10 protein-coding genes and 1 pseudogene are annotated in these 14,742 nt (G+C 42.8%); 5 read left to right on the top strand and 6 right to left on the bottom strand.

Annotation, left to right across the window (positions count from 1 at the left end):
* Positions 1-6: 6 nt before the first annotated feature.
* Positions 7-2,400 carry a single-stranded-DNA-specific exonuclease RecJ gene (recJ, locus tag CDC37_RS20115; protein ID WP_096624505.1) on the bottom strand — a complete coding sequence of 798 codons (2,394 nt, stop codon included), beginning with the start codon at positions 2,398-2,400 and terminating at the stop codon, positions 7-9.
* Between the two features lie 279 nt (positions 2,401-2,679).
* The gene (locus CDC37_RS20120; RefSeq protein ID WP_096626457.1) at positions 2,680-3,642 is read right to left on the bottom strand and encodes a YegS/Rv2252/BmrU family lipid kinase; all 963 of its coding nucleotides are present in this window, start codon (positions 3,640-3,642) and stop codon (positions 2,680-2,682) included.
* Positions 3,643-4,166: 524 nt separating this feature from the next.
* Here CDC37_RS20120 and CDC37_RS20125 point away from each other — a divergent pair.
* Entirely contained in the window at positions 4,167-4,472 is a 306-nt protein-coding gene (locus CDC37_RS20125; protein ID WP_096624507.1) for a hypothetical protein, read from the top strand.
* Between the two features lie 523 nt (positions 4,473-4,995).
* Here the strand turns inward: CDC37_RS20125 and CDC37_RS20130 are convergent.
* Entirely contained in the window at positions 4,996-5,190 is a 195-nt protein-coding gene (locus tag CDC37_RS20130) for a hypothetical protein (RefSeq protein WP_096624509.1), read from the bottom strand.
* A 702-nt stretch (positions 5,191-5,892) separates the two neighbouring features.
* Positions 5,893-6,816, bottom strand: a complete 924-nt coding sequence (locus CDC37_RS20135) for a nucleoside hydrolase (RefSeq protein WP_096624511.1) — start codon at positions 6,814-6,816, stop codon at positions 5,893-5,895.
* A gap of 361 nt (positions 6,817-7,177) precedes the next feature.
* Here CDC37_RS20135 and purL point away from each other — a divergent pair, with 361 nt between their 5' ends.
* A complete protein-coding gene (purL, locus tag CDC37_RS20140; RefSeq protein ID WP_096626459.1) occupies positions 7,178-9,577 on the top strand; it encodes a phosphoribosylformylglycinamidine synthase subunit PurL in 2,400 nt (799 codons plus the stop codon).
* 402 nt (positions 9,578-9,979) lie between these two features.
* Entirely contained in the window at positions 9,980-12,091 is a 2,112-nt protein-coding gene (argZ, locus tag CDC37_RS20145) for a bifunctional arginine dihydrolase/ornithine cyclodeaminase (protein WP_096626461.1), read from the top strand.
* 2 nt (positions 12,092-12,093) lie between these two features.
* On the opposite strand, the pseudogene CDC37_RS20150 reads toward argZ, so the two are convergent.
* Both CDC37_RS20150 and CDC37_RS20155 read right to left on the bottom strand, forming a co-directional pair.
* Positions 12,094-12,405: pseudogene (locus CDC37_RS20150) on the bottom strand (DUF4351 domain-containing protein); the annotation flags it as partial.
* 8 nt (positions 12,406-12,413) lie between these two features.
* Positions 12,414-13,280 carry an Rpn family recombination-promoting nuclease/putative transposase gene (locus tag CDC37_RS20155; protein WP_096624513.1) on the bottom strand — a complete coding sequence of 289 codons (867 nt, stop codon included), beginning with the start codon at positions 13,278-13,280 and terminating at the stop codon, positions 12,414-12,416.
* Between the two features lie 43 nt (positions 13,281-13,323).
* Here CDC37_RS20155 and CDC37_RS24540 point away from each other — a divergent pair, with 43 nt between their 5' ends.
* Entirely contained in the window at positions 13,324-13,491 is a 168-nt protein-coding gene (locus CDC37_RS24540) for a hypothetical protein (protein ID WP_157780799.1), read from the top strand.
* Between the two features lie 357 nt (positions 13,492-13,848).
* Positions 13,849-14,550, top strand: coding sequence for an MgtC/SapB family protein (locus tag CDC37_RS20160; protein ID WP_096624515.1), 702 nt, complete (start codon positions 13,849-13,851; stop codon positions 14,548-14,550).
* Positions 14,551-14,742 lie beyond the last annotated feature (192 nt).

Here is a 14,742-nt window from a genome sequence, read left to right on the forward strand (position 1 = left end):
CATCCCCTACTGAATTCGCCTTGCCATTGATTGAATGGTAGCGAGGGGAACTTGGCTAAAATAATGCTGTTGAAATTGTTCTTCTTGCAAAGCGGCAAAAAAGGCTTGAACAGCTATTTTGGCTTGGGAAAGGTTGGGTTTTTCTGTTAAAGAAAAGAGGATTCGGGTTTTTCCGCTACTGGTGGTGTCATGGCGAGTTAATTTAAAGCCAAGATGTTTTAATGCCCTCAGTCCAATAAATAGGGTTTGGTCACTAATTTGCAGTTTTTCTAATAACTGGTTACGGGTGACTGGTTGTTGGGTACGACTCAGATATTTGGCGATTCCTACTAATATTTTCCAGGTTTCTGAGTAGGGTCGAGATGGGGGTTTTGACCACGCTAAGATTAGTTGCTGTCGCTGATATTGGGCACGTCGTAACCAAGCTTGTAAGTCATCCCAACTGGTGGGACATTTTTCGATAATCAGGGTATTATTACTACTAGTAATTCCTCTTTTTTCTGTCCCACCCATCCCCTGACGCTGGTCAATAATGAAGTCTAATTGCTGATGAAAATAGTCTCGATGTTCCTGTGCCGGACGAACTGCAATTAAACGGATTTCATAACGATTTTTAGAGGGATTAAAATCCAACTCAACAATACAGTCTGCCTTTCCCGTCGGCAATTCATCTTTATAATGTCCCCACCAAACCCCGGGAAAGGAATTAGAACTAGATTGATCACAAATTTCAAATTCGGTTTTTATATATTGAATTTTCTTGCCTTTACTATCTTCCTGATTCCGATGCCGAGTTTTGGTAAACCAACAGTTTTTAATCATTAATTTCGGCACCGGATTTCCCATCCCACAGGGTTCTAATAATTTTAATTCTGCGAATAATTCCTTCCCTAAATCGCCAACCGTAACGACGATATCAGCTGTAACCGTCGGTACTAATGTATTTACATCCACCGTTTGCCGTAATCTTTGATTAATCGCTTCCCGAAATAGGGGCAAATTTTCCACTGGCAAACTCAATCCCGCAGCGAAGGGATGGCCACCAAATCGATGCAATAAATGGGACTGGTCTTTTACTAATTGGTATAAATCCACACCATTAATTGACCGCGCCGAACCCCTAGCTAAAACCAATTGGGATGCTTGCGTCGTTTCCTCTGGGATATCACTACTCAGTAGTATGGTCGGTCTTCCGGTCTCCTGGGCTACCTGCCCTGCCACCAAACCCAAGACACCCGGATTCCATTGGGGGTCTTCTAGGACAATCACACTAGTTGTCGATAGATCCACCTGGGTCAGTTTCTGTCCCACCTGATGGACGATTTCCTTTTGCAAGGATTTACGCCGACTATTGGCTAATTCAGCCGCTTCTGCCAACTCATTGACCCGATTCATATCCCGCGTGGTCAGTAGTTCTACGCAGAATCTGGCATCCCCATGAATCCGACTCACCGCATTAATCCGTGGTCCTAACCCAAAAGATACATCGGTAGGGCGATCGCCACTTCTCTGGCATAATTCTAGTAACTTGCCAATTCCCGGTCTACGTCGTTGCGCTGCTGGTTGTTGAAAGTCCGTTTGCAAGCGTCGGATTCCCATTTGGGCTAAATAGCGACAATCTCCGCTCAGTTGGACTAAATCGGCAATCAAACCAACGGCAACTAAATCCAGTAAATCTGATAAGGGTTGGCGAGGAACCTCTGGTAAACTTGCGTATAAAGCCTCCACCAACTTATAGGCTACTGCAACCCCCGATAAATGGTACAAAGGATGCTCCAAGGGTAAATAACGGGGATTGATAATAGCTGTCACAGGTGGGCGATATGCCTTCGGCATTAAGCTCTGCTTATCGCTCAGTAAGGTATGATGGTCTGTGACAATCACATCTATACCCAAGGATTTAGCGTAAATAATTTCCTCAATGTTGGTGCTACCAGTATCACAGGTAACGATGAGGCTATAACCCCCTTGGCTGATTTTTTCAATCCCTGCACAATTTAAACCGTGGGATTCGGTAAAGCGATTGGGAATGTAGTAATCTAAATCAATATTCTTGGTGAAAAACTGCCCTAACCCATCCCACAATACTGCCGTGGATGTCACCCCATCCGCGTCAAAATCACCCCAAATCATCACCTTTTCCCGGTTATCCCTGGCGATTTGCAAACGACGTACCGCCAAATCCATCTCCTCCCCAAATTCCTCTGCACTCGTAACTGGATAAACTTGAGGATCGACAAATTTTTCTAATTCCTCAGCAGTGCGAATCCCCCTTTGCCACAATAATTGAGCTGCAAATATTCCTGGAGAATGAGTTAGGTGTTTGCTAACCTGCTTAATAAATTCCTGGGGAACTTCGACTGGAGATGGGAGAATCCACTGTTGTGGTTGTTCTGGCATATGGGAAGAGAACTTTTCCTTTAGATGATTAATGCTTAAAGGTCACCTGTTAACTGTCACCTGTCACCAAACCAAAAGGGAAATGTATCAGCGTGCAAAGTATACTTAATTTAACAGAACTTACGCAATAACAACTTAAACACCGTCATTACGTAGACGCGTAGCGGGTCGATTGCAAAGTAGCAATCCCAAACACCTGATTTCTCACAATGAGCGCGTAAGTCCTATTTAAATAGGATTCTTATTCTTATTTAAATATACAACATAAACCCAAAATCTCTAATCTTCCTTCATTTCCACCACTAAATTCGGTAAACCATCCAATTTTTCTGTGGGAATTTCCTCCTCAACTATTTGTGTCAATATATTTAACCCCCCCGGAATACACTCCACCTCAATTGGAGTTGTACCGATAATTTCCCCATCAACTACGACTTTTTGTGGCGGTTCGGTGGTGACTTTAAACTTTTTCGCCCTTAAATAACCAATATCATCCCGTTCAACTGGTACGGAAGATGAAGCCGTTTGAAATAAATGATAACTAGCTGCTACCGCTCCAGCAACATTTTGGGGTGCAACTATTGTTAAATCAAGTAACCCATCATCAGGTATGATACCAGCAGGTCCTTGGGCTAAAACTGAAGTTCTCGGTGCTGCATTGGCAACTGTCACCGCACTGGCTGAAGTTTTGATAATTTTGTCTTCGGTTTCGATTTCCACCTCAAAGGTTTGAAATTCCCTTAATTGACTAATTCCTGCAAATACATAGGCCAACACACCAAAGCGGTTTTTTGCCTCTCGACTGGCTTTTTCCACAGTTTCCGCTTCAAAACCAATTCCTGCTAATAACACCATCGGTCTACCATTACAGGTTGCCACATCGACTTTTTTGGCATAACCTTGGACAATGGTTTTACAAGCTGCGGTAATTGTATCCGGTATACCCAAGGCTGCGGCAAAAGCATTAGCGGTTCCCCTGGAGATAATCCCCAAAGGAATGTCAGTGCCAATTACAGCCGTTGCAGCAGCAGATAAAGTCCCATCACCTCCAGAAGCAATCAAGTAGTCAATTCCTGATGCGATCGCTTCTTTTGCCAATTGATCGGCATCTGTTTCTGGGGTTGTAAGTTTGATTTGTAAGTCAAATTCTGGAGATAATATTGATTTTATCGTTTCTAAATCCTGTTCAGAATCACCTTGTCCAGCTACAGGATTAAATATCAGACATGCCTTCGGTTTCATAGATGGGTTTAAATGGGTGGGAAAATATCTGATCTGAACCGTTGAGTTATCATCTGCATTATACATCTTGAATCTATCTTCAGATAAAAATAACGTGAATATTCTGGGGAAGGCGAACTCAGAGGAAATTGCTGGTTAATTATCTTTCTCTAGTGATGCATTAAAGTCCCAAATATGGCATAAATCAAGGGAAAGATAGATAATCATCCATTGGTAATAATTTGTATTTGTGTATTCCTATTAAACTTACTTCCGTGGTGATGCTGGAGGAAGATGTTTATTAGTTAATGGTTATTTATTCTAATACTTAGCGATATTGAAACCCGGATTTCTCACAAATCTTTAAAACTGGCAGGTATTAGTAGGGAAATCAACCCGCTACCCAACCCTTGTTGCTCACTTGGGAGAAATACAGCAAACGCGAACCTCACGAATTATAAGTCACTGATTATTTGTCAAAGATACTTGAATTTTCGTGAGGATAAATATCACAGGAATTTTGATCACAACCACAGGAGAATTTTATGTCGGATACACAGAATATACAAAGTAGTTCCGAACAAGTGCAAAATTTTGATGCCGAATTGTTAAAGGAGGAAATTCAAGAAGAAGAGCGTGAATTCCCGAATACTGACTTTGATACCGAGTATGAACTTGCCAAACAGAATAGTACAAATCCTGTCAGTAATCAGAATATAGAACCATCCAAAAATCCTCAAACAGCAAATAATATTACTAGCAATACAGACGAAAATCTCGATGTAAATCCAGTAGCTGTTTCTCAGGAATTTCTGGATATGGCTAAATCTATTCAGAGTAGTCAATCATAATTCATATTTTTTTAAAACTAAACTCACCCAGTCCTACTCAACCCACACCCTAATACCCAGATTTCTCACAAATCCCTAGAAATTTCCGGAAGTGGGGAGTAGGAAAAACTAAGCCTTTACTCAACGCTTACCTTTAACTCGTGAGAAATATAAGTTATCAATCCCCAGAAATTATAGGAAACAGGAGTTGGGTGGTAGGGATTAGGTGTAGAATGAATCCATGACCTGGGGATTATTTATATTAATTTACATTTCTTGGATTTTGATAGAGATAATAAAAGTCCTCTGATGGAGGACTGTTTGAATTTAATTTATATTATTTTATCTGCTGCACCATGTAGGAGTTAAAAATAAACTTATAAATTTAACTCCCTACAACTCAATAACTCAACAAATTCCCATATACCTAGTATGAATCCATCGCAATACACTATAAACAGATTGTGAAAAAGCAGGATTATTGATGACTGGGATTGAGTCTAAAGTTAAGCGTTGATAAGTCAGGTGCAAGACCTAACCTATCCTAACGGGATTCAGTTCCTTGGTTGGGACTACCCTGAACAGAATCATTTTCTGGTGCTTCTGGTTGTGCAGAGGATTTACCATCACCTTTGACTGCTGCACCTGTTTGACGAACACTTTCTTCCACAGGAGTTTGATATCCACCGGATGCTTGGGTATCGATATCTGGATTATTTTTTTCCTTTGCGTTGCTCATATTTTTATTCACTCATACCTTGATTAATTCCAACATCATGGTAATCAATCGATAGAGGTTTATACATCTATCGCAAATCTATATTAACGCTCCCATTTTATCTATCCTCTGGATATTTTCTTTCGGACTGGCGATGGAATTAAATATTAATTTGTTTCTCTCAAAGATAAACCTATTTCTACTATTTCACTTTTTTATGTGGTAGCGATCGCAAATTATTCTGTATCCTCCCCGTGGCGAATATGAAAGTAATAGTAGAGGTTTGCGATCGCCATAATCGTTGCACTCAAATCTTTGGATGTCGTATAAATTTTTCTTGCCGAAGAGAGTTAACCACAAGTAGCCTCCCTAAAGCATTGAACTCTGTTTACAATCTGTTACCAAATTTGGTTTATTGTGCCTGATTACTCAATCTGGAAATTTTCAATTAAATTCCGTAAATATAAGGTGATAGATTGTAAAAAAATCAATTTATCTAGATAATATTTGGTATTTCCCAACTAAGACTCAAACAACTCGGTTCTATGAAAATTGCCCCACAGTTTGCACTGGAATTCAAACACTAGCAGCGATCGCAAGTTCGGGTATGGGTATGGGTGTAACTCCCACCTTTCTAGTAAAGCTTTTTCGGAGCTAGAGCCACTACTACAAATCCCTCAGAACTTATGTGGTCAAGTACTAGAGACTACCTAACGGGTTGTTCTACCTGCGCCACTGAGATAAAATATACTCATAAAACCAAATGGTATCCACATCCGCCATTGCCCAAATTTTCCGTCCATTAGCAACAACTTTTGTCCGTCCTTGGCTTTTTCCCGTGGTGATAATTTCCGTTTCCACTTCCCGTAATTTAAAAGCCTCCGGTTTCCCTATATAGGCAGTTGCTAACACATCCCAGGCATAATAATCTTGAGCAATCACCAAAGCATAGCACTGACCAGCTAAATCAGAAACATCATACTGACGCTGTTTACCGATTTTCTGTACAAACTCCGATGTCACAGGTACATTATTCGTAATATCCAGGGAACACATAATAATATTCAACCCACTCGACCAGACCCTAGCAACTGCAAGGGGGTCCCAATAAGCATTCCACTCAGCTGTTCCATCCTGTCCTGGTTCCCAATTTTTTTCCACATTCCCCGGTACATCCAAAGCACCTCCCATCCAAATCAAACGCTCAATTTTCGCTTCGATATCCGGTGCTGTATCTAAGGCATAGGCTAAATTTGTTAAAGGACCAGTTATCAGTAAAGTGACAGGTGTAGGGTGTGTACGTAAAGCTTGAATTAAAAAATCTTGACCAGGTTGGGTTAATAGGGAAGTTCCGTAGGTTTCGGTTTGATTGAGAATGGGAAAATTATCGATAGCAAAGGAATCGCGACGATAAAGTTGGGGAAAAGGGTTAATTCCCCGTACTGTACTTTCAGCTACTGGAATATGGGATTTCCCCATTAAATCCAAGATTTTGCGAGTTGCACTCACAGCAGGTTGGGGATAGCAATCAGCTGGTGTGACGATGATACCGATGGGTTCCACATGTTCCATCGTTAGTAACAACATTGTTGCTAAAAAATCATCCACAGCACCATCATGGTCCAGGAGAACAGGTTGTTTTGACATGGCGATTTGATTTTTGGGTGTTGCTGAATACAAATAGGAATTGGAAATTTTACGTTGTGTAGAGACATAGCGATGCTAAGTCTCTACGTAGACGCGCGTAACGCGGCTTCTCGAAGAGACGATTGCGGTTTCAATACAAAATGTAGATAATCATAATTCATACCCAAATTCAGCAACACCTGGATTCTGGAATAAGAATCCCACTTGAACCTTGCTCAGTATACTAAGAAAGAAACTTTTGCATCACAGGTTTCTAAGAAAATTATTTTTTCAAAAATCAAATTAGGAGTCCTATCTCCTACAACAAATGCACCTAACTCGATAAAATGGGATTCTGTCCCCTTGGTGCATGACAACAGCTATGACTATCCCATCCAATTCCCCCTTTACCCCGGAACAAATCGCTGCGGAGGGGATTAAACCTGAAGAATATGCAGATATTGTCAACCGCTTGGGAAGACACCCCAACAAAGCGGAATTGGGGATGTTTGGGGTAATGTGGTCGGAACACTGTTGCTATAAAAATTCCCGTCCTTTACTCAAACAATTCCCTACCACTGGAAAATACATCCTAGTTGGACCGGGGGAAAATGCGGGTGTGGTGGATATCGGTAATGGACAAAAACTCGCCTTTAAAATTGAATCCCATAATCACCCCAGTGCGGTTGAACCTTTCCAAGGTGCTGCAACGGGTGTGGGAGGTATTCTCCGGGATATTTTTACAATGGGTGCGCGTCCCATTGCTTGTTTGAATTCCCTGCGGTTTGGTTCCCTGGAGGATAGGAAAACCCAAAGATTATTTCAAGGGGTGGTGGCTGGTATTAGTCACTACGGCAACTGTGTTGGTGTACCTACGGTGGGAGGAGAGGTATATTTTGACCCAGCTTATTCAGGAAATCCCTTGGTAAATGTGATGGCACTGGGATTAATGGAAACCCCGGAAATCGTCAAATCAGGAGCATCGGGAATCGGTAATCCGGTACTGTACGTGGGTTCAACAACCGGACGGGATGGGATGGGGGGTGCAAGCTTTGCTAGTGCGGAACTTTCGGATGCTTCCATTGATGACCGTCCCGCAGTACAGGTGGGAGACCCGTTTCTGGAAAAATCCCTGATTGAAGCTTGTTTGGAGGCTTTTAAAACCGGAGCAGTGGTGGCAGCTCAGGATATGGGGGCTGCGGGTATTACTTGTTCTACGGCAGAAATGGCTGCCAAGGGCGGAGTTGGTATTGATTTTGACTTAGACAAAGTTCCGGCACGGGAAACGGAGATGGTTCCCTACGAGTACTTATTATCGGAATCCCAGGAAAGAATGTTGTTTGTAGCCCAGGAGGGACGGGAACAGGAGTTAATTGATATTTTCCAGCGTTGGGGTTTACACGCAGTTGTCGCGGGGAGAGTGATTGATGAGCCGATTGTGAGGATTTGGTTTCAAGGGGAGATTGCCGCCGAGATTCCGGCAACGGCTTTGTCAGAAAATACACCTCTCTACTATCGGGAGGTGTTGGCAGAACCGCCTGAGTACGCACAAACTGCTTGGCAATGGGATTCTCGGTGTTTGCCGCCTTGTTCTAGTCAGGGAATAGAAGTTAACGGTACATTCCATACCTGGTCAGATATACTTTTAACTCTTTTGGACACCCCCACCATTGCTTCTAAGCGCTGGGTTTACCGTCAATACGACCACCAGGTGCAAAATAACACGGTGATGTTACCGGGGGGTGGGGATGCGGCAGTTATACGGGTTCGTCCTCTGGAAGGTGGTATAACCACAGGAGGAGTAAGTCATACAAGGGGGGTTGCAGCCACAGTAGATTGTAATTCCCGTTATGTATATTTAGACCCCTACGAAGGTGCGAAGGCTGTGGTTGTAGAAGCAGCACGGAATTTATCCTGCGTGGGAGCGGAACCGATTGCTGTGACTGATAATTTAAATTTTGGCAGTCCGGAAAAACCGATTGGATATTGGCAGTTAGCTAAAGCTTGTGAAGGTTTGGCAGAAGCTTGTCGAGAGATGGAAACTCCGGTAACGGGTGGAAATGTTTCTTTATATAACGAAACCCTTGATTCCCAGGGAAATCCCCAACCGATTTATCCCACACCCGTAGTGGGGATGGTGGGGTTAATTCCTGATTTAGAATATATCTGTGGACAGGGTTGGCAAAACATGGGGGATGTAATTTATTTGCTGGGGGTGTCAGTAAATAAACTTAATGGGGAGACCATGGCCCAACCAACTTTAGGTGGGTCTGAGTATTTAGCTGTGATTCATCAAACGGTTGCCGGAAAACCTCCCCGCATTGATTTTGACCTGGAACGACGGGTACAGTCAGCCTGTCGGACAGGAATTCGTCAAGGTTGGATTACTACAGCCCATGATAGTGCTGAGGGTGGTTTGGCTGTGGCCTTGGCAGAGTCATGTATTACTGGAAACTGGGGTGCGGAGATTAATTTACCTGGGTTGGGTAGAGATGGCAATACTCCTGCGGAGTCACTAGGCGATCGCACTGATGAGGTATTATTTGCTGAGGGGGGAGCAAGAATTATTGTGGCTGTGAAGGAGGAATATCAAGGGGTGTGGGAGGAGTTTTTAAGTACCAATTTGGCTGGGTTCTGGCAACAATTAGGTCGTGTAACGACTGGGGATAGGGGTTTGCGGATAACTACCGTTGAGGAGCAAGTGTTGGTAGAGGTTAGTTTAGAGCAAATGAGCGATCGCTTTTTGAATGCCATTGAGCGACGTTTGCAAATTCAATGTTGATTCTGTAGGAAATAGGGAATAGTCGTCATGTAAGGCTGACACCAGAACTAAGATTTTTTGAGCTTCAATGTAGGTTTATTTTTTACGCTTTTGGCAACTAAAATACCCTCCAAAGCTTACAAGATATAGAGACGCAATATATCGCATCTTTACGATTTGTTCGTAAGCCCTAATTACCCCCTACTCCCTACTCCCTTTCAAGATACTGGACTATTCCCGGTGTAGCAGTAATAAAATAGGCATTGGAACCCTTGAGTGCTGCTGACTAAGCAAGAATCTAGTTGACAGTTAACAGTTAACGGCTAACCCAAAGTAATCAATGGGGTATGCTGATAAACGAAGCGACTCAAGGGTCAGTTTCAAATCCAGGCTGATGGCATCTCGATGAGTGCGAGTTTTTTTATGGCTTCTGATATTCGTTTTTTAATGTGTCCCCCTGACCACTATGATGTGGATTATGTGATTAATCCGTGGATGGAAGGGAATATTCATAAATCCTCCCGTGATCGCGCAGTGGAACAGTGGCAAAAGTTATACCAGGTGCTGAAAGACCATGCGACTGTTGATTTAGTACCTCCGCAAAAAGGTTGGCCAGATATGGTTTTTACCGCCAATGCGGGATTGGTATTGGGGACAAATGTGGTTTTAAGTCGTTTTTTACACAAAGAACGACAGGGGGAGGAACCGTATTTCCAGGAATGGTTTGAACAAAATGGATTTACGGTCTACAATTTACCCAAGGATTTACCCTTTGAAGGTGCGGGTGATGCCCTACTCGATCGGGCTGGACGTTGGTTATGGGCTGGATATGGATTTCGTTCCGAACTCGATTCCCACCCCTACTTAGCGAAATGGTTAGATATTGAAGTTTTGTCGCTGCGGCTAATTGATGAGCGATTCTACCATCTCGATACCTGTTTTTGTCCCTTAGCAAATGGCTATTTGATTTATTACCCCGGTGCGTTTGACTCCTATTCTAACCGCTTAATTGAAATGCGTGTCCCACCGGAAAAACGGATTGCGATCGCTGAAGCAGATGCGGTCAATTTTGCTTGTAATGCGGTCAATATTGAAGAAATCGTGGTGATGAATAAGGCATCAGACGATTTGCGAGCAAAATTAAATGCCGTCGGTTTTCAAGTGATTGAAACACCCCTAACGGAGTTCCTCAAGGCTGGAGGTGCGGCTAAGTGTCTAACGCTACGTGTCACCGAACCAATTGATGAACAGGTACATGCCAGTGTCTACGTAGAAAGTCGGGTAATCCAAATGCGAGGACACCTACTAGACGCAGGTATAATTAATCGAGCTTTAGATTTAATTGTTGACAATGGTGGTAGTTTCCAAGTCCTGAATTTTAATTTAGGGGAACAACGTCAGAGTACCTCTACAGCTGAGGTGAGAGTTTCTGCACCATCTCACCAAGTGATGGAGGAAATTATTTCCCATCTGATTGATTTAGGTGCGGTAGACTTACCAGAAGATGAACGGGATGCCAAATTAGAACCCGTGACCAAAGATGGGGTTGCACCGGATGATTTCTACGTGACGACGATTTATCCTACCGAAGTTAGAATTAACGGTGTGTGGGTCAAAGTCGAAAATCAACGCATGGATGGAGCGATCGCCATTAAACAAACCCCTGATGGCATTACTGCCCGTTGTAAGTTATTACGGGATTTGGAAATTGGCGAACAGGTAGTGGTAGACGTGTTAGGAATTCGCACAATCCGGAAACCCGAATCCCGCGAGAAACGTAACTCCGAAGAATTTAGCTTTATGTCAGCTGGTGTTTCTAGCGAACGTCGAGTCGAATTGATTGTGGAACAGGTTGCCTGGGAACTCCGTAAAATTCGGGATGCAGGTGGTAAAGTAATTGTCTCGGCTGGTCCAGTGGTTATCCATACCGGTGGGGGTGAACATCTAGCGAGACTAATTCGAGAAGGATACGTTCAAGCTTTACTAGGTGGAAATGCGATCGCTGTTCACGATATGGAACAGTCAATAATGGGAACATCCCTGGGTGTGGACATGAAGCGGGGTGTTGCCGTTCGTGGAGGACACCGACACCACCTGAAGGTAATTAACACCATTCGCCGTTATGGTAGCATCGCCCAAGCGGTGGAAGCAGGGGTAATTACCAGTGGGATCATGTATGAATGTGTAAAAAATCATGTCCCCTTCGTCCTAGCTGGTTCAATTCGCGATGATGGTCCCTTACCCGACACCCAAATGGATTTAATTAAAGCCCAAACCGAATACGCCCAACATATTCGCGGTGCAGAAATGATACTTATGCTATCCAGTATGTTGCATTCCATTGGTGTTGGTAATATGACCCCAGCAGGAGTGAAAATGGTTTGCGTGGACATCAATCCTGCCGTTGTCACCAAATTAAGCGACAGAGGTTCCGTCGAATCAGTTGGGGTTGTTACTGATGTAGGATTGTTCTTAAGTTTACTGACTCAACAGTTAGATAAACTGACAAGTCCTTACCTGGAAAAAACTAATTGATTTTAAGCTTTAAGTGTCGCTAACCAAGCATCGAAATCAGCCATGCTGTTAAAATCAAGCAGCGCTTCCCCCAGATTTTCCAACTGTTCCAGGGAGAGAGATTCCACTTGCGATCGCACTTCTTGGGGTAATTCTCCCAGCTTTTTGGTTAATAGACGCAAAACCAGGGATTTTTCTCATTCTTCTCTTCCTTCTTCCCTTCCCTCTTCCTTAATCTCCTGATATACCCGTGTTTCCTTGAGGGTAATTCCCAACATCTGTTCTACCTCCCGTTGACTTTTATTTTCAAACTTGTACACCATGATGGTTGTCAGTCTTGATTTTAAGCTTTGAGTGCAGCTAACCAAGCATCGAAATCAGCCATGCTGCTAAAATCAAGCAGCGCTTCCCCCAGATTTTCCAATTGTTCCAGGGAGAGAGATTCAACTTGCGATCGCACTTCTTGGGGTAATTCTCCCAGCTTTTTGGTTAATTGACGCAAAACCAGGGATTTTTCCCCTTCTTCTCTTCCTTCTTCTCTTCCTTCTTCCCTTCCCTCTTCCTTAATCTCCTGATATACCCGTGTTTCCTTGAGGGTAATTCCCAACATCTGTTCTACCTCCCGTTGACTTTTATTTTCAAACTTGTACACCATGATGGTTGTCAGTAATTCTATTATGGCGCGATTTTCGGGTGCTGGTGCTTCCTGTTGAGTCCTGGTCAGTAAATACCTTGCTTCTTCTGTTGCTTGTTCATCTTCGATGGTGGTTAACACCATTAATGCTACCCATAGAGGTAAAGAGCGAATATCACCTAACTCGTCTAGATAAATGCGAGTGACTTGGGGACTGTTGAGTTGACTTTGGTAGGGAAGAATATCACTTTGCTCCAAACTGCGGGATGGATAGATGATGACTATGTGCAGATTACTAAATCTCTCCCGATTGCGGTAGAAATATAACCAGGATTCGGCAAATACTCTTTCATAGAGTCTTTCATCCTTTTGAAACTGTACCTCACAGAAATAAACAACTCCGGGATTTTCAGTTTCCGGAGGTAAAAATACGCCATCAATTTCAAATTTTGGTTCTTTAACTGCTACGGAATCAAAGCGATATTTGTCTGCGTTGTCTGGGGGATTTGTCAGTAGTTCAAACAGTAAACTGGGGGATTGCTGGAATAGTTGATAAAAGATTGAGTCTCGACGCATTTCAGGATTGTATGGGAAGATTGCACCTTCTTGATTTTAAGTTTTGAGTGTCGCTAACCAAGTGTCTAAATCAGCCATGCTGTTAGATGCGGTAATTACAGCGATCGCTGATTACAGCAGAACCAATGAAAGTGGTTTTTCCCCACCCCCTACTCACTCTATTGACAAAGGAGTAGCCAATAAATCTCAGAGGATGTTCGTCAAGTATTAATTATCACTATTTTGACTATTATCCTGACTCTGGACAGGGGGTTATAAAGCTGATTTTTCCTTCGAGAGTAAGGATGCGACATGTCGCGTCTCTCCCTATTGCCGTACAGACGCGACATGTCGCGTCTCTTTCCATTCCCAAAAACGATAATTCAAGTATTAAAAATAACTTTTTAAACAACCTTAAAAATTCAGTTAGATTTCTGAGAGATAACCTTTGCTTAACCAAAAAGGGATAAGGTTTAGTAATTATCAAAAATTTGTGAAAATCACCAGTGATTATTTAATGATTATTTAATTATTTTCTCCGAATCTTGATATCTGGAATCTCTCGCAAATCCTACACACGAATATCCCCATGACTTGGCAAGACTTTGCAATCCGCTTATTTGTGGCATTTACCCTTGGTTCAGCCATTGGATTAGAAAGACAATGGCGACAACGTATGGCAGGACTACGAACTAACACCCTAGTCTGTATAGGAGCTTCCCTATTCGTGATGTTGTCTGCACTTACTCCAGGGGATTCTAGTCCCACCCGTTTAGCTGCTCAAGTAGTTTCTGGGATTGGTTTTTTAGGAGGGGGTGTAATTCTCCGCGAGGGTCTAACAGTGCGGGGATTAAATACAGCTGCAAGTTTATGGTGTGCAGCTGCTGTCGGTTGTTTATCTGGTTCTGGGTTATTTCCAGAAGCAGTCATGGGTGCAGCAGCAGTGCTAGTGGCAAATATTCTTTTACGTCCTTTAGGATATCGTATTAATCAGCAACCTCTGCAAGGTACGGAAATCGAATTATGTTATCGTTGTTCTGTCACTTGTCATGGTAAAGAAGAAGCTAAAGTTCGGGCTTTGTTACTTCAAGCGGTCAGCACCACAAATACCCTGAAATTGCGTTCTCTCAATAGTGAGGACGTGGAAGATTCAGATAATGTGGAGGTGGAAGCAGATTTATTAACCCAGGAACGGAATGATGAGTTTTTGGAACAAATGGTAAGTCGTTTAAGTTTAGAACCGGGAATTACGGCTGTTAGTTGGCGGATTATTGAACAGGAATTCGGTTGATATTGTTTGCATAGAAGTTGATATTGTTTGCATAAAATTAAGAGTATGTTTTAAAAGTCGATTTTAATACTTAACAAGCTTGTTTTTTGGGAGTAGAAACGACCGGTCGGGTCGTCTCTAAAGGGAGTAGGGAATCGGGAGAGACGCAAAATGTCGTGTCTGTTTAAAACGACAAATATACCATTTGAGCAA

Origin of the sequence: Calothrix sp. NIES-3974, from assembly GCF_002368395.1 — a bacterium.
Lineage (GTDB): Bacteria > Cyanobacteriota > Cyanobacteriia > Cyanobacteriales > Nostocaceae > NIES-3974.